This window comes from Flavobacterium pasteuri, assembly GCF_048286615.1.
GTDB lineage: Bacteria > Bacteroidota > Bacteroidia > Flavobacteriales > Flavobacteriaceae > Flavobacterium.
In genome coordinates this window covers 466,008-484,101 of sequence record NZ_JBLVPN010000002.1, presented here as the reverse complement: position 1 = coordinate 484,101, position 18,094 = coordinate 466,008, and the positions used below count along the sequence as shown (strand labels likewise).

Genomic DNA, 18,094 nt, shown 5'->3' with positions numbered 1-18,094 from the left:
AAAATTATCGAAAACGTTTTCGGGTCTTCCGAAAACGTTTTTGTTTTTATTCTATTTTTAATTGGCAATTTTAAAATTAAATTTATAAAAAATTAACAAATTAATCATCTAGAATGAATTTAAAAGTAAAATTGAGCTTTTGGCAGATAATCAATATGAATGTTGGTTTTTTTGGAATACAATACAGTTTTGGTTTGCAACAAAGTGCCGTAAATCCTATTTATGATTTTTTACATGCAAGTCCAGATCAAATTCCGATACTTAATCTTGCAGGTCCTTTAACGGGCTTATTGATTCAACCCATAATTGGAGCAATGAGTGATAAAACCTGGCATCCAAGATGGGGAAGACGAAAACCATACTTTTTTATTGGAGCAATAATTTGTAGTATCGCTTTATTTCTATTCCCATTTAGCAGTTCCTTGTGGATGGCAGCAGGTTTGCTTTGGATTTTAGATATTGGAAATAATACTGCTATGGAACCTTATCGTGCTTTTATTGCAGATACACTAGACGAAGAGCAGCAGCCAACAGGTTTTCAGGCGCAGAGTTTCTTTACTGGTTTCGGGCAGTTTCTCGCTTATATTTCTCTTTTTCTGTTTCCAATTGTTTTTGTTGGTTATACCGGATCGTTACCCACTTGGATTTACGCATCCTTCTTTTTAGGTGCAATCCTTTCAATCTCGTCAATATGGTGGAGTATGAACAAAACGAAAGAAATCCCGCCAACGGCAGAAGAAATAGCCATTTTAAAAGCAGAACCATTAAAGATTTTTTCACCCTTTATTGATATTTATCAGGCCGTTTTAGAAATGCCAACAGTGATGTGGCAACTTTTTCTGGTGTATCTTTTTCAGTGGTATGCTATGATGTGCTATTGGCAAAACAATTCAAAAAGTATTGCCTTATCTGTGTGGAATGTAACTCCAAAGAACGTGATGGGGTATGAAAAAGCAGTAGAATGGAATGGATTAATTGGTGCTTTTGGTTTTATTGTTACCTTTTCAATTGCTTTTTATTTGGCAAAATTAGCCAAGAAACACGGTGCTAAAATGATTCATTTTGTATGTCTGTTATTTGGAGCCGTTTCTTTTTTATGGTTTCCGATGGTGCAAAATCAATATGTATTTTTTGCAGTGATTATAGGTTACGGAATTGCTTGGGCAAGTATGATGGGAATACCGTATTTGATGGTTGTTGCTGTTGTTCCAAAAGAGCGTTATGGAGTTTACATGGGAATTATTAATATGATGATTGTTATTCCGATGATAATTCAAAATCTGTCATTTGGTTACATTCTAAAGAACTTCTTAGATAACGATCCCCGTCAAGCAATTACTTTTGCAGGAGTATTATTAGTTCTTGCTGCAATCTGTACTTTATTAATCAAAAACAAAAAAACTAACGTAAGTGAATAATATAATAAATAATAAGATGAAAACTATAGATATTCTTTGTGTTGGTGAAGTACTGGTTGATTTTATAGGGCATCAAGAGGGTGTGCTGATTAACGAAACCAGGGATTATCATAGGTATTTAGGAGGCTCACCTACTAATGTGGCGATGAATTCCACACGATTAGGTTTGAATACTATTATGGTTGCCACGGTGGGGAACGATGGTTTTGGTTCTTATATTACGGAACGCTTAACAAGTGTTGGAGTGAATACAGAACATCTTAACGTTCTAGACGATAAGTCGACTAGTGTGATTTTTGTTTCAAGGTCTGAGGGTACACCTGATTTTATACCTTATCGTTCGGCAGATTGTTGTATTTATGAAGAACAAATCTCAAAGGAAATACTATCTAATACAAAGATATTCCATACCACTTGTTTCGCATTGAGTAAGAATCCGGCGCAAAAAACAATCTTGAAGAAAGCCCAAGAAGCGCACGATTTAGGATGTAAGCTAAGTATTGATCTTAACTATGCAAGAAAATTATGGAAAAGTCAAAAAAAGGCTTTCAAAGTTATCAAAACCTATTGCCAGTTCAATCCACTAATAAAAATTAGTGAGGATGATATGTTGCGTCTTTTTGAAAAAGAACTTCCACATGAAGAGATATTCGAATTTTTTCACCAGCAAGGTGTGGATTTGGTTTGCTTAACCTTAGGTAGCAAAGGGGTGAAATTATCTCAAAAAGGGAAAGAAGTAATACAAATGCCGGCAATAAAAATTGACAAAGTGATGGATTCTACGGGAGCGGGTGATGCTTTTTGGTCTGGATTTTTGTTTGCTTACATAAAAGAAAAATCAATTCATGAATGTTTGGATATCGCTTTAAAGTTAGCCGCTTTAAAACTGCAAAATGTAGGTCGACTTCCAGATAATATCAATATCCTTTCTAAACTTCTTTAAAATACAATGATACAAGACAATAAAAATATCAGCAATGGTGTAATGCTTAATGTTTATCCGGATAGTATTGGAGAAAAATTTAGGGATTCAATAGCCATGCTTAAAATGGAAGAATTTAAAGATGTGTTTTCTCTAATATACGTTTTGCCTACCTTTTTTAACAGTGATTTAGATAGAGGTTTCTCTATTATTGATTATGATATAAACAAGGAGTTAGTAGATGAGAAAGATTTAAAGGACTTGAGTGAACTCCAAATAAAACTGAAATTTGATATTGTATTAAATCATCTCTCTGTTGCTTCTCCTCAGTTTAAAGACATGCTGCAACATGGGGATAAATCTAAATTCAAAGATTTTTTTATCAATTGGAATGAATTCTGGGAAGGAAACGGAACGAAGAATGAAGTTGGAGTTATAATACCAAAACCAGAATTTCTCAATAAATTATTCATGAGAAAGTCAGGTTTACCTATATTAAAAGTACGTTTTCCGGATGGGAGTGAACAACCCTATTGGAATACCTTTTATCAGCAAATCACCTACAATCCAATTGCCGAAGCTGATTTGCAGTCTATTGAAGGGTTGACTGAGACGCAAAAACAATCGGTTGTTGCTCTCGTGAACGCAGCTGTAAGTAATAATCAAGACTTTGCTATCCTAAATTTTCATGATTGTACTCCTTTTAAATTAGAAATTTTACAAATAGCAGAACAAAAAAGATCTTATTTAGGACAAATGGACGTTAATGCTGCTTCGCCATTAGTGTGGGAATTTTATGAGGAGACTCTAAAAAAATTAAGTGGATACGGATGTTCTATTCTTAGATTAGATGCTTTTGCCTATCTGCATAAACAAGTGGGAGAATCCAATTTTTTTAATATACCAGGAACCTGGGAATATTTAGAGCTTATTAAGAAAATAGCACAACAAAATAATTTGATGCTTTTGCCAGAAATTCATGCAGAATATGGTTTGCATTTGCATGATGAGGTCGCAAATGAAGGGTATTATATCTATGATTTTTTCTTGCCAGGCTTAACCATTCACACTATCGAAAGTCAAACTTGCAGCGCTTTAATTCGATGGGCTAAAGAAATTATAACCAAAGGATATAAAACGGTCAATATGCTTGGTTGCCATGATGGAATACCAGTTTTAGACCTGAAGGGCAAGGAGGTAAATGGCGTTTATAATAAAGGATTGTTAGAAGATGCTGAGATTGAAAGTATCATGAATACAATCATGGAAAGAGGTGGTCGTGTCAAAAATCTATATGACCCATCCGGAAACAAAATTTCTTATTATCAAATAAATGCCACGTTTTTTAGTGCATTGGGTGAAAATGAACAAAAGTTACTGCTTGCTAGAGCCATTCAAATGTTTATGCCAGGAATACCGCAGATTTGGTATCTAGATATTTTTTCAGGTAAAAATAATTATGAAGCGGCGGATAATGGCGGTAGTGGTGGTCATAAAGAAATTAATCGCACTGCATTGTCAATGAATGATATTGAAGAAGGTCTGAAAACAGAAATTGTCAAGAAACAGCTCGAAATAATTCGCTTAAGAAATACTTCGGATGCATTTTCTGGTGAAGTAGAAATAAATGATTTTGCGGATGATATCTTAGATATCAAATGGACTAATGGTACAAGCATTGCGCACCTAATTGCAAACCTTAACAACAAAGCTTTTACAATTAAACATACTGATAATGAGATAACAACCACTAAGAGTTATTAATTTTTCTCTAATCAAAATAACAAATAAAAAGCTATAGTAATAGGTATAATTACCTGAAAGCACTGAAATCTAATAATTATTCAAAAAAGTAAAAAATGAAAAAAAGTACGGTTAAAATTGCGATGTATCTCAATTACTTCGTTTTTGCTATTCTGCTTAATAGCGTAGGAATTGTGATATTAAAGGCGCAAAAAAATTATGGTGTAGATGAACTGCAGGCTAGCGTTTTAGAGGCTTTCAAGGATTTACCCATTGCGATAGTTTCTTTTTTAATCGCTTCTTTTTTGCCCAGAATAGGATATAAAAGAGCCATGCTTATTGGCTTAGCCCTAGTTTCTGTTGCTTGTATAAGTATGTATTTTGGAAATTCTTTTGGAACGGCAAAATTACTTTTTGCTACCGTAGGTGTTTCTTTTGCATTGATAAAAGTATCGGTGTATTCGCTTATTGGGACAATAACAGAAAATCAGCAGGAACACAATAGTTTGATGAGTAGCATTGAAGGCGTTTTTATGATAGGAATTGCTTTAGCGTATTTCCTGTTCCCGGCTTTTAATTCAGATGCAAATCCAGATGCTTGGCTGAATGTTTATTGGTTATTAGCTGGAATTTCGTTACTGTCTTTTGGCTTTTTATTTTTTACCAAATTCGAAAATCAAACAGAAATTCCGGGCGTAGATTTAGCAGATGACTTCAAACAAATGTTCAAATTATTCGCAAAACTGTTAACCATAGTTTTTGTAATTAGTGCGTTCCTATTTGTAATGATTGAGCAGGGAATTATGTCTTGGCTCCCTACTTTCAATAGTAAAGTGTTGCATCTTCCGGAGAATATCAGCATTATGATGGCAAGTATTTTGGCTATTTCATTAGCTGTAGGACGACTTTTGGCGGGTGTAATTACTAAAAGAATCAATTGGATTTGGGTACTTAGTTTTTGTATCGTAGCGGCTATGCTTATTGTGATTTTTGTACTTCCTAAAGCAGTAGGTTTAGAGGTCAAAGAAATCAATTCGCTTGGTGATATTCCTTTGATAGGATTTGCTTTTCCATTAGTAGGACTTTTTATTGCGCCTATTTACCCCCTTTTAAATTCAGTGGTTTTAAGTGCCTTGCCTAAAAAACTACACAGTTCGATGACTGGTTTAATAGTAGTTTTTTCTGCACTTGGAGGTACTTTGGGCTCCAGAGTTATTGGTTATTTATTTAAAAATGAAGGTCCGGAAAATGCATTTTATTATACATTAATTCCAATGACGCTATTACTTATTTCTTTCTTTATTCTAAAAAAACTTACTGCTAAACAATGAAATTCTTACTCAACATAGACAAAGTATTCCGAGAACTATTGCTTCAAGAGGATACGGATCTGGACAAAAAAATCACTAAAGACGATAATGGCCCAAAAAAATTTATTTTGATAGACGAAACCACTAAACAAGAGGAAGCGATTGTGGGGACGTATCATTTGTCCAATTTATTACAGGAATTAGCACAACTTAAGGATACAAAATCAGAAATGGGTGAAGTTGATTTGAGTCGCATTCAAGAGAATCCAGTACAACGAATTTCAAGAAAAATCAAAGAGGATTATTGGCAGGAACTCACTCGTACAATTGATAAAAAAGGTTTGACACAAATTATTGAAGACGAAAAGACCTCCAGTGATGTGGCTACACTTTATGTTTCTGCCAAAGACAAACAGGGAGTTACTTATTTTCAGGAATTGGAAAAACAATTGCCAAATTTTAAAGTTGAAATTCTGCCTGAGAATTATTCGGTGGAATATGTGGAAACTTTAAATGAGAAACCGGGAATTCTGGCTTTGGCTTTGGAACAAAAAATTTACAGTCTGCAAGGCGTACCCTTTATAGTTCCTGGCGGAAGATTTAACGAAATGTATGGTTGGGATAGCTATTTCATTAGTGTAGGTCTATTAATCGACAATCAATTAGACAAAGCGATTGCGATTGCCGAAAATTTTAAATACCAAATTATCCACTACGGAAAAATTCTAAATGCGAATAGAAGTTATTACTTAACACGAACGCAACCACCATTATATTCTTCTTTGCTAATAGAAATTGCCAAAAAGAAAATACCAAGTTTAGACTGGTTAAGAAGTCATTTGGAAACGGTCATTTTGGAATACAATACGGTTTGGATGGTTCAAGGAAACCGATTAACACCAACGGGTTTAAATCGATACAAAGCGGATGGAATTGGAATGCCATTTGAAGTGGAACCCGGACATTTTGATGATGTTTTAGAACCGTATGCTAAAAAATATAATTTACCCATTAGGGAATTCGAAAAGCAATATTTACAGCGAACGCTTGTTGATGATGAACTCGATATTTATTTCGTTCATGATAGAAGTATGAGAGAAAGTGGTCACGACACCACAAATCGGCTTATTAATACATGTACTAATTTGAATTCAGTAGATGTCAACAGTTTTCTTTATAAGTATGAAAAAGACGTCGCCAATCTAATTAAAACTTATTTCGGGAACGCTTTTCAAGTTGGTGATATCATTTATACTTCGGAGGAATGGGAACAACAAGCGCTTTTTCGTAAGGATAAAATAAATGAACTGTGCTGGAATGAGGACGCAAGTATGTATTTTGATTATGATTTTGTGAATCATAAGCAGTTCCCGTTTGAAGCTGCAACAACATTTTTTCCTTTGTGGGCTGGTTTGTGTGATGAAAATCAGGCTAAAAAATTAGTTGAAGTAGCCTTGCCACAATTTGTGAAAACAGGTGGAATTACAGGAAGTACTAAGGCGAGTATAGCAGATGCTTTAGAAGAAGCACCACAACGACAATGGGATTATCCTTTTGGTTGGGCGCCCCACCAAATGTTGTTATGGGAAGGATTGATTAACTATAATTATCTTGATAAAGCACAAGAAATGGTATACCGTTGGTTGTGGTTAATTACCAGAAATGCGGTGGATTATAATGGGACGATTCCTGAAAAATTTGATTTGGAAATTAGTTCACATAAAGTTTTTGCTGAATATGGTAATGTAGGAACTGAATTTGATTACATCGCAAAAGAAGGTTTCGGCTGGGTGAATGCCTCCTATCAATATGGATTGCAAATTTTGAATGCGGAATTAAAAGAGAAATTAGGAGGGCTGATTTCTCCTGATGACATATTTTAGTGCTAAAAAATATTTTTGTTATTTGAATGTATATTTTTTTTAACTTTATAATTCACTAAATGAATCAATTATGACGGTTAATCAAATTTTAAGCACTAAAGGAAAGGAAGTTTTTTCCATACTTTCCACTAACACTGTATACGAAGCATTGACAGTGATGAGCGAAAAAAACATCGGGGCAATTCTTATTATAGAAGATACTGTTCTCAAAGGGGTTTTGTCTGAAAGAGATTATGCTCGAAAAATTGTTTTGAAAGCAAAATCTTCAAAGAAAGCCTTTGTTCATGAAATCATGGAAACAGATGTGGTAACGGTAAGTCCATCGGATAATTTAGAGTACTGCATGGAATTGATGAGTACAAAAAGAGTTCGACATTTGCCAGTTCTGGAAAATGAAATTGTAATTGGGATTATCTCTATTAGTGACGTTGTAAAAGCTATAATCGAGATGCAAAAAGATACCATTCAACATTTAAACTCTTATATTACGCAATAAAAAGAACCAGAAAAGTTATAATTATAAAAAGCTGCCGGTAGTGCAGCTTTTTTTTTGGAATCAAAATACGCTTGTTTTTATACAAAAGAATGGGGGAAAAGTCCTCTTTTTTTAAATCAAGAGCCCTATCTTTGTACGCTAGAATAAAATCTAAAAACAATGGACAAAAATAGCAAAAGAAGAGAAGCATTATTATACCACGCAAAGCCTACTCCTGGTAAAATTCAAGTAGTTCCCACTAAGAAATATGCAACACAAAGAGATTTATCTTTGGCATATTCTCCTGGTGTAGCTGAGCCGTGTTTAGAAATTGCCAAAGATGTAAACAACGTTTATAAATATACTGCAAAAGGAAATTTAGTTGCCGTAATCACAAATGGAACTGCAGTTTTAGGATTGGGTGACATTGGTCCCGAAGCTTCAAAACCAGTAATGGAAGGGAAAGGATTGTTGTTTAAAATTTTTGCTGATATTGATGTATTTGACATCGAAATTGGAACTAAAGATATTGAAGAATTCATTCAAACGGTTAAAAATATAGCACCAACTTTTGGTGGAATAAACCTGGAGGATATAAAAGCTCCGGAATCTTTTGAAATTGAAAGAAGATTAGTCGAAGAGCTAAATATTCCTGTAATGCACGATGATCAGCATGGAACAGCCATAATATCATCTGCAGCATTGTTGAATGCATTGGAATTAGCGGATAAAAATGCAGAAGATGTAAAAATGGTCGTTTCAGGAGCAGGTTCTGCTGCTTTAGCTTGTGCTGATTTGTACGTTTTATTAGGAGTAAAAGTGGAGAATATATTAATGTTTAACAGTAAAGGAGTTTTGACAAAAGACAATCCTTCTCTGTCTCTTTTACAACAAAAATATGCCAAAGATGTTAAACCAATGAGTCTTGAAGAAGCATTAGTTGGTGCTGATATCTTTTTAGGTCTTTCCACGGGAGGAATTATGTCCCCGCAAATGTTACTTGGCATGGCTGATAATCCTATCGTTTTTGCGATGGCAAATCCAGATCCGGAAATAGATTATAATCTGGCTATTGCAACTCGTAAAGATGTTATTATGGCAACAGGACGTTCTGATTTTCCTAATCAGGTGAATAACGTTCTTGGATTTCCTTATATTTTTAGAGGAGCATTAGATGTTCGTGCTACCAAGATAAATGAAGCTATGAAAATGGCAGCCGTTAAGGCATTGGCTTTATTAACTAAAGAATCGGTGCCTGAACAAGTAAATATTGCTTACGGAGCTACAAAATTAAACTTTGGAAGAGAATATATTATCCCAAAACCATTTGATCCACGATTAATAACTATTGTTGCGCCTGCTGTTGCAAAAGCAGCTATGGACTCTGGTGTGGCATTGAATCCTATTACGGATTGGAAAAAGTACGAAGAAGAATTATTAGACCGTTTAGGGAATGATAATAAAATGGTTCGTTTGATTACAAACAGAGCTAAGATGGATCCTAAGAAAATTGTTTTTGCTGAAGCAGATCATTTAGATGTTCTTAAAGCTGCTCAAATTGTATTGGAAGAAGGTATCGGTTTTCCAATTTTATTAGGGAACAAAGAAATTATTTTAGAATTAAAAGAAGAAATTGGTTTTGATGCCGATGTTCAAATTATAGATCCTAAAATTAAAGAAGAGGAAGCGCGTAGAAATAAGTTTGCAAATACCTATTGGTCTTCCAGACAAAGACGCGGTATTTCCTTTTTGGACGCACAAAAATTAATGCGCGAAAGAAACTATTTTGCAGCAATGATGGTCAATGAAGGGGAAGCTGATGCATTAGTTACCGGACATTCCAGAAGTTATCCATCTGTGGTGAAACCAATGTTGCAGCTTATTGAAAAAGCACAAGGAGCTTCAATTGTTGCTACTACAAATATGATGATGACGGCTCGTGGGCCAATGTTTTTATCAGATACCGCAATAAACATTAATCCTTCTGCGGATGATTTAGCTAAAATTGCTATTATGACTGCAAAAACAGCTAAAATGTTTGGTGTTGAACCAGTAATTGCAATGATATCATTTTCTAATTTTGGATCATCTACAAATGAAAGTGCTGGAAAAGTTAGAGAGGCAGTAGCTTATTTGCATAAAAATCATCCTGATATGGTTATTGATGGAGAACTTCAAGCAGATTTTGCATTGAACCCTGAAATGTTAAAAGAGAAATTCCCTTTTTCGAAGTTAGCAGGAAAGAAAGTAAACACGTTGATTTTTCCCAATTTAGAATCAGCTAATATCACCTACAAATTATTGAAAGAATTGAATAAAGTAGACTCAATAGGACCTATTATGTTAGGAATGGGGAAACCAGTTCACATATTTCAATTAGGTGCAAGTGTTGAGGAAATGGTAAACATGGCGGCAATTGCGGTGATAGATGCTCAGGAGAAAGGAAAGAAAAAAGTAAATTTACTTTAGTTTAACAAGCTGTAAATTATAAGCGAAGTTAAATTCATGAATATAATAAAATTATGTGCTAATTTTATTATATTTGGTGCTATATTTAAGAATTAATGATAGCACATTTACAAGGAAAATTAGTAGAGAAATCGCCCACGCATATAGTTATTGATTGTGGAGGAGTTGGTTATCATGTAAATATTTCTTTACATACATATTCTTTGCTTCCAAATACGGATTTTATAAAAGTATATACGCATCTTCAAATAAAAGAGGATGCGCATACACTTTTTGGTTTTGTGGAAAAGTCAGAAAGAGAGATTTTCAAGATGTTATTATCAGTCTCCGGAATAGGGGCTAGTATAGCACGAACGATGCTTTCTTCATTAGACCCAAAACAAATCACAAATGCAATTGCATCTGGTGATGTGGTAACCATTCAGTCTATAAAAGGGATAGGGAGCAAAACAGCGCAAAGAGTAATACTTGATTTGAAAGACAAAGTATTAAAATTGTATGATTTAGATGAAGTTTCTATGTCGCAAAGCAATACAAATCGAGATGAAGCGTTATCAGCTTTGGAAGTTTTGGGGTTTTTACGAAAATCTTCAGAAAGAGTGGTAGAAAAAATTGTCAAAGAAGACCCAGAGGCTTCTGTGGAGTCAATCATCAAAAAAGCTTTAAAAAACCTATAGAGGTATTCAAGTAACACGAGTTGTATGCATAAAATTTGTACTTTTTTGCTTGTACTATTCTGTGGTTTTGCATCGCAAGCCCAAGTAAATCAGGCCACTCAGGATACCGTTAAAACAGGATTTTCTACAGGAAAAGTCCAGATGAAAAACCCAAAGAGTATTCTCTCAGCCTATACCTATGACCCTATTTCAGACAGGTACATTTACACTAATTCTGTAGATGGATTCTCTATCAATTATCCTATTATATTGACGCCAAAAGAATACGAAAAATTGGTTTTGAAAGAATCTATGCGCGATTATTTCAAAAAAAAGGTGGATGCTATTGAAGGGAAAAAAGAAGGCAGTGAAGAAGCTAAAAAAGATTTATTGCCAAGATATTATGTGAAATCAGGACTTTTTGAGTCTATTTTTGGAAGTAATACCATTGATGTAAAACCAACCGGATCTATAGAAATGGATTTAGGAATGCGTTATACAAAACAAGATAATCCCTCTTTTTCTCCTAGAAACAGATCCAATCTTTCTTTTGATTTTGATCAAAGGATAAGTATGAGTTTGATGGGGAAAGTAGGAACGCGACTTAGTGTAAATGCTAATTACGATACGCAATCAACATTTGCTTTTCAAAACTTAATGAAGTTGGAATATGCACCTTCAGAAGACGATATTATCCAAAAAATTGAAGTAGGAAATGTAAGTATGCCTTTGAATAGTTCTTTGATTCGAGGAGCGCAAAGTTTATTTGGTGTAAAAACACAATTGCAATTTGGGAAAACGACGATTACCGGAGTTTTTTCTGAGCAAAAATCACAAACGAAAACTTTAATCGCTCAAGGCGGAGGGACAATTCAAGATTTTGACATGTTTGCATTGGATTATGATAATGACAGACATTTTTTCTTATCCCAATACTTTAGAAACAGATACGATAAATCATTAGTGAATTATCCATTTATAGACAGTAGGGTTCAAATTACCCGACTTGAAATTTGGGTAACAAACAAACAAAATAGGGTAGTAGCTACCAACAATAACCTCAGAAATATTATTGCACTTCAGGATTTAGGGGAAGGACAATTAAATGGTTTGACGGATAATGAAGTAGTTGTTTTGGACCCTATTCCTTTCAGTCCTCCTTTTTTTATTGCTGGACTGGATACTCCAACAGATAATAAAAACAATGCATACAATCCTGAATTAATACAATCCGGTGGTGGTTTGTTGAATCCAAATATCCGTGAAATTGTAACTTCAAACTCAGGTTTTAATGTTACAGTAAGCGAAGGACAGGATTATTCTAAATTAGAAAATGCTCGAAAGCTGAATCCAAATGAATATACGTATAACGCGCAATTAGGATATATCTCATTACAACAAAGATTGGCTAATGATGAGGTTTTGGCGGTTGCTTATCAATATACAATTGGAGATCAAGTGTATCAAGTGGGGGAATTTGGTAATGACGGAGTTGATGCAACAGTAGTTACAGGAAACAGTCCTTCAAATCAAGCTATTATTTCTCAGAGTTTAATTTTGAAAATGCTGAAAAGTAATTTGACCAATGTTAAGAATCCTGTTTGGAACCTGATGATGAAAAACATCTATCAGATTCCGGGTGCTTATCAAGTAAAACAAGAAGATTTTAGATTTAATATTCTTTACACAGACCCATCTCCTTTAAATTATATTACGGAAGTTCCGGGAAGTCCTTTTCCGCCGAATCCATTGCCTCAAAATGAAGTTGCCGAAACACCTTTGTTAAAAGTATTTAACTTGGATAAATTAAATTATAACAATGATCCTCAAGCTGGAGGTGATGGTTTTTTTGATTTTATGCCGGGCTTAACTATGGATGCTCAATACGGAAGGATTATTTTTACTACGAAAGAGCCATTTGGCGAATTATTGTTTTCGAAATTGTCAACTGGAGGAGAAAGTTATAACAATACCAGTTCTTATAATGAAAATCAAAAGAAATACGTGTTTCGTAGTATGTACCGAAACACACAATCTGGAGCTTTACAAGACAGCGATAAAAATAAATTTTTATTAAGAGGAAAATATAAATCATCAGGTGGAGACGGAATACCTATTGGTGCTTTAAATGTGCCGCAAGGTTCTGTTGTGGTTACTGCTGCAGGTAGAGTTTTAGTCGAAGGAATTGATTATAGCGTAAATTATCAATTGGGAAGAGTTCAAATTTTAGACCCATCACTTCTTGCTTCCAATACGCCTATCGAAGTGTCATTAGAAAATAATTCTGTTTTTGGTTTACAAACCAGAAGATTTATGGGCGTAAATGTAGAACATAAAATTTCAGAAAATTTCTTGATTGGAGGAACTTTCCTTAAAATGACTGAAAGACCGTTTACTCAAAAATCAAGCTTTGGTCAGGAATCAGTTAACAACACTATTTTTGGATTCAATACTAATTTTTCAACCGAAGTTCCTTTCTTGACTCGATTAGTCAATAAATTACCAAATGTTGATACTGATGTGCCATCTACTCTTTCGGTAAGAGGTGAAATTGCTTTTTTGAAACCTGATACTCCAAAAGCAGATCAGTTTCAAGGTGAGTCTACCATTTATGTAGATGATTTTGAAGGGTCACAATCTACAATTGATATGCGTTCTCCCTATGCCTGGAGTCTGTCATCAACACCGGAAAGAAATACCATGAGCACGTATGATTTCAATGCTAATGCCAATAATTTGAGTTATGGATTTAAAAGAGCCAAACTATCTTGGTATTCTATTGATCCTATTTTTTATACTCAAAAACCAGCAGGAATTTCAAATCAAGATTTATCCTTCAACAATACCAGAAGAATTTTTAGTGAGGAATTGTATCCTTTGACGGATATTGCACAAGGACAGTCTCAGGTTATAAATACATTGGATTTAAGTTATTATCCTTCTGATAGAGGTCCGTATAATAACAGTTTGAATTCGGCTACAAATCCAAGAGATAATTTTGGAGGAATTATGCGATCATTAAATTCGACTAATTTCGAACAAGGAAATGTTGAATATATTCAGTTTTGGGTACTAGATCCTTATGTAGGAAACGGTCAGGTGCCACAAGCAAATACGGGAAAAATTTATTTCAATTTAGGAGAAATATCTGAAGATGTTTTGAAAGATGGAAGAAAACAATATGAAAACGGACTTGGACCAGATCAGATATTAGTAAATCCTCGACCTTTATGGGGTGATGTTCCGGCTTCACAATCACTAATTTATGCTTTTGACACTAATATAGCAAACAGAACGAATCAAGATGTTGGTTTGGATGGTTTGGCTAATGACAATGAAGGAGCTGTGTATACAAATTTTGCCTCAGAGTTAGATCCAGCCGCAGATGATTATACGTTTTATTTGAATGCTTCCGGAGGAATTTTAGACCGATATAAAATGTATAACGGTACTGATGGAAACTCGGCGGTTGATATTAGTGATCCAAACAGAGGATCTACAACTGTTCCTGATGTAGAGGATATCAACAGAGACAACACCATGAATACCATCAATGCATATTACGAATATAGTATTGATGTACAGCCAAACATGAATGTAGGGGAGAATTATATTACTGATATAAGAAATACCCAAGTGACTTTACCGGATGGCTCAACAACTGATGCGAGATGGCTGCAGTTTAAAATACCGGTTTCACAACCCGAAAACACGATAGGAAATATTTCTGATTTTAGATCTATAAGGTTCATGAGAATGTTTATGACAGGTTTTAGTGAAGAAGTAACCGTTCGTTTTGGTGCGTTGGATTTGGTGCGAGGAGAATGGAGACGCTATACCAATACGCTTGATTTTAATGATACTAATGTTGCTGATGATGATACTAATCTAGATGTTTTAGCGGTTAATGTTCAGGAAAATAACGAGAGATGTCCAATTAATTATATTGTTCCTCCAGGAGTGCAACGGGAACAACTATACAACAATAACACGGTTATCAATCAAAATGAGCAGTCGTTAGCATTGAGAGTATCCGGAAACGGATTAGAGCCGGAAGATTCCAGAGCGGTTTTTAAAAATGTAAGTATTGATATGCGTCAATTCAAAAAACTGAAGATGTTTTTACACGCAGAATCATTACCAAATGAAGTTGTTCTGCAAGACAATCAAATGGTTGGATTCATCCGTTTTGGAAATGACTTTACTCAAAATTTCTATCAAATTGAAATTCCTTTAAAAGTGACGAGCCCAACTTCTGCTTCAAATACAGATTGTTCGCCTTTGAGCGCTGAGGAAGTTTGGCCTGAGGAAAATGAGATTGATTTGTCATTGGCTTTATTGACAAAATTGAAGATTCTCGCAATGAGTATTAATCCAAGTACATTGCCATTGGATGGTATATATTATCCGGATAATGATCCGGCAAATACGGAAGGGGACGGAAGTGATAGATTGCGATTGGGTATAAAAGGGAATCCTAATTTCGGATTAGTGCGAACGCTGATGGTTGGTTTAAAAAACAACGAATCCAGAAATGATGTCAAAGGAGAAGTTTGGTTCAATGAACTGCGCTTAGCTGATATGGATAATCAAGGTGGAATGGCTGCTGTATTGAATGTTGATACAAATTTAGCTGATTTTGCTACAGTTTCTGCTTCAGGTAAAAAGAGCACTATTGGTTTTGGAACTTTAGAACAAGGACCAAACGAAAGAAACCGTGAGGATACAGAGCAATATAGTATTGTGACAAATGTGAATCTTGGTAAATTATTACCTCCAAAATGGCAAATTAATCTGCCTTTCAATTATGCTATTGGCGAGGAGACTATAACTCCGGAATATGATCCTTTTAATCAAGACATAAAACTAAAACAATTGCTTGCTAATACGGCTAGTCAGAACGAAAAAGACAATATTGAAAAAAGAGCCATTGATTATACAAAACGTAAAAGTATAAACTTCATTGGGGTTAGAAAAGACCGTAGTCCAGAACAAAAACAGCGTGTATACGATCCGGAAAATTTTACTTTTTCTCAGTCTTTTAATGAAGTGGAAAGACATGATTTTGAAATTGAAGATTATGTAGACCAACAGGTAAATACATCAGTCGACTATTCCTACACTTTTAAACCAAAATCAGTAGAGCCTTTCAAGAAGACAAAATTCATTAAAAAAAGTAGTTATTGGAAATTGTTAAGCGATTTCAATTTTAATTATTTGCCTTCTAATGTATCCTTCAATACCAATATCATCAGACAATACAACCGTCAGCAATTTAGACAGGTAGATGTAGAAGGAATTGGATTAGACCCTTTGTATCGAAGAAATTTTGCCTTCAATTATCAATATGGATTTAATTATAATTTGACTAAGTCATTGAAATTAAATTATACGGCTTCTTCCAGTAATATCGTGAAAAATTATTTGAATGAGGACAATGAACCTATCGATACTTTTACAATCTGGGATAGTTATTGGGACATTGGAGATCCAAATCAACACATGCAACAATTGGTTGTGAATTATGAAATTCCAATTAATAAAATTCCATTATTTAGTTTTGTCAAAGCTAATTATTCCTATACGGGAGACTATAGCTGGCAGCGTACTTCTAATGCATTGTCTCAAATAGAAATTGAAGGAAATAGTTATAATTTAGGAAACACCGTTCAAAATGCGAGTTCAAACAATTTGAATGCAACTTTAAATATGGACATGTTGTATAAATATTTAGGACTTACAAAAAATGCTAATAAAACGGTTCCAAAACCTAAAACAACTGCTCCAAAACCAGGTGAAAAAATAGTAAATACAAATCCCAATCAAGTACCAAAAAACAATGAATTTGTAGATGGTTTTATAGGTGTTTTGACTAGTATTAAAAACATTCAGATGAATTACACCTATAACAGCGGTACGGTTTTACCCGGTTATACACCAAGTGTAGGATTTTTGGGTTCATCAAGACCATCGTTAGGATTTATTTTTGGAAGTCAAGCCGATGTACGATATGAAGCAGCGAAAAGAGGTTGGTTGACTAACTATCCTGATTTTAATCAAAATTTTTCTCAGGTAACCAATAAATTATTTAAAGCTACTGCAAATGTAGATTTGTTACCAGATTTAAAAGTTGACCTGACATTAGACCGCGCTTATTCTGAAAATTCTACAGAACAATATGATGTTACGGATGGGGTTTATAATCCTAGATCGCCATATGATACAGGTATTTTTTCAATTTCTACGATGTTAATAAAAACTTCGTTTTCTGCTAGTGATGAAAATTCATCGGTTGCATTTGATGATTTTAGAATGAACAGACTTACGGTAGCCAATCGATTAGCTTCGCAACGAGGAATTGACATTAATAATCCAGGTAATTTAGACCCAGATGGATTTCCTATAGGATATGGAAAAAATAATCAAGCAGTATTGTTGCCTGCATTTTTAGCTGCTTACTCAGGTGGAAATGCTTCGGATGTTTCTCTTGGGATTTTTAGAAATTTCCCAATTCCAAACTGGTCGATAAAATACAGTGGCTTGATGCGTTATGGTTTGTTTAAAAAGAATTTTAAACGTTTCTCTTTGCAACATAACTACAGGGCGTCCTATACGATAAATGCGTTTAGGTCAAATTTTGAATATGACAAAGACCCAGGCGGAAAGGATGCTAGTGGTAATTTTTTCAATCAAACTATAATGTCAAATATAAACTTAGTGGAACAATTTAATCCACTGTTACGAATGGATTTTGAATTGAAAAGTTCATTAAAAGTATTGGCTGAAATTAAAAAAGACAGAGCTTTGTCTATGAGTTTTGATAATAATTTGTTGACAGAAGTTAAAGGAATAGAATATGTGGTAGGATTGGGTTATCGTTTCAAAGACGTAATTTTCTCTTCTAGACTTGCTGATAACCCAACAGGAATAATAAAAAGCGATATCAATTTGAAAGCAGATGTGACCTATAGAAACAATCAAACAATTGTTAGATATTTGGATTATGACAACAATCAATTGGCTGGAGGACAAAATATATGGTCTTTGACAGTCAAAGCAGATTATGCTTTTAGTAAAAACCTTACTGCTATTTTCTACTATGATCACTCTTTTTCAAAAGCCGTAATATCAACCTCTTTTCCGTTGACAAATGTTCGTTCCGGAATCACACTTCGTTATAATTTTGGGAATTAATTTTTCTAAAAGGGAACAATTTTG

The 18,094-nt window shown here is 34.3% G+C and carries 9 protein-coding genes; all 9 read left to right on the top strand.

Annotated elements, in window-relative coordinates:
• The first annotated feature begins 113 nt into the window (after positions 1-113).
• The 9 genes from ACNQF6_RS04790 (at position 114) to sov (ending at position 18,070) form a co-directional block, all read left to right on the top strand.
• Positions 114-1,418 carry an MFS transporter gene (locus ACNQF6_RS04790; RefSeq protein WP_417963731.1) on the top strand — a complete coding sequence of 435 codons (1,305 nt, stop codon included), beginning with the start codon at positions 114-116 and terminating at the stop codon, positions 1,416-1,418.
• A 16-nt stretch (positions 1,419-1,434) separates the two neighbouring features.
• The gene (locus ACNQF6_RS04785; protein ID WP_417963729.1) at positions 1,435-2,361 is read left to right on the top strand and encodes a carbohydrate kinase family protein; all 927 of its coding nucleotides are present in this window, start codon (positions 1,435-1,437) and stop codon (positions 2,359-2,361) included.
• Between the two features lie 6 nt (positions 2,362-2,367).
• Complete coding sequence (locus ACNQF6_RS04780) at positions 2,368-4,104, top strand: alpha-amylase family glycosyl hydrolase (RefSeq protein ID WP_417963727.1); 1,737 nt, start codon at positions 2,368-2,370, stop codon at positions 4,102-4,104.
• A 95-nt stretch (positions 4,105-4,199) separates the two neighbouring features.
• On the top strand, positions 4,200-5,414 hold the full coding sequence (locus tag ACNQF6_RS04775) for an MFS transporter (protein WP_417963725.1): 1,215 nt from the start codon (positions 4,200-4,202) through the stop codon (positions 5,412-5,414).
• Positions 5,411-7,276, top strand: a complete 1,866-nt coding sequence (locus ACNQF6_RS04770) for a trehalase family glycosidase (protein ID WP_417963723.1) — start codon at positions 5,411-5,413, stop codon at positions 7,274-7,276. The genes ACNQF6_RS04775 and ACNQF6_RS04770 overlap by 4 nt, the downstream gene beginning before the upstream one ends.
• 70 nt (positions 7,277-7,346) lie before the next feature.
• On the top strand, positions 7,347-7,772 hold the full coding sequence (locus ACNQF6_RS04765; RefSeq protein ID WP_099714312.1) for a CBS domain-containing protein: 426 nt from the start codon (positions 7,347-7,349) through the stop codon (positions 7,770-7,772).
• Positions 7,773-7,931: 159 nt separating this feature from the next.
• Positions 7,932-10,220 (top strand): NADP-dependent malic enzyme, encoded by a 2,289-nt coding sequence (locus tag ACNQF6_RS04760; RefSeq protein WP_417963720.1) that lies wholly within the window; start codon positions 7,932-7,934, stop codon positions 10,218-10,220.
• 95 nt (positions 10,221-10,315) lie between these two features.
• On the top strand, positions 10,316-10,897 hold the full coding sequence (gene ruvA / locus ACNQF6_RS04755) for a Holliday junction branch migration protein RuvA (protein WP_417963718.1): 582 nt from the start codon (positions 10,316-10,318) through the stop codon (positions 10,895-10,897).
• 24 nt (positions 10,898-10,921) lie between these two features.
• Positions 10,922-18,070: a T9SS outer membrane translocon Sov/SprA gene (sov, locus tag ACNQF6_RS04750; RefSeq protein WP_417963716.1), complete on the top strand. Its 7,149-nt coding sequence runs from the start codon at positions 10,922-10,924 to the stop codon at positions 18,068-18,070.
• Positions 18,071-18,094: the final 24 nt, after the last annotated feature.

Excerpts from the sequence above, each read along its gene's own strand:
- ACNQF6_RS04790 (WP_417963731.1), top strand. The coding sequence starts at position 114 with ATGAATTTAAAAGTAAAATTGAGCTTTTGGCAGATAATCAATATGAAT.
- ACNQF6_RS04770 (WP_417963723.1), top strand. The coding sequence starts at position 5,411 with ATGAAATTCTTACTCAACATAGACAAAGTATTCCGAGAACTATTGCTT.
- ruvA (WP_417963718.1), top strand. The coding sequence starts at position 10,316 with ATGATAGCACATTTACAAGGAAAATTAGTAGAGAAATCGCCCACGCAT.
- ACNQF6_RS04780 (WP_417963727.1), top strand. The coding sequence starts at position 2,368 with ATGATACAAGACAATAAAAATATCAGCAATGGTGTAATGCTTAATGTT.
- sov (WP_417963716.1), top strand. The coding sequence starts at position 10,922 with ATGCATAAAATTTGTACTTTTTTGCTTGTACTATTCTGTGGTTTTGCA.
- ACNQF6_RS04765 (WP_099714312.1), top strand. The coding sequence starts at position 7,347 with ATGACGGTTAATCAAATTTTAAGCACTAAAGGAAAGGAAGTTTTTTCC.
- ACNQF6_RS04760 (WP_417963720.1), top strand. The coding sequence starts at position 7,932 with ATGGACAAAAATAGCAAAAGAAGAGAAGCATTATTATACCACGCAAAG.
- ACNQF6_RS04775 (WP_417963725.1), top strand. The coding sequence starts at position 4,200 with ATGAAAAAAAGTACGGTTAAAATTGCGATGTATCTCAATTACTTCGTT.
- ACNQF6_RS04785 (WP_417963729.1), top strand. The coding sequence starts at position 1,435 with ATGAAAACTATAGATATTCTTTGTGTTGGTGAAGTACTGGTTGATTTT.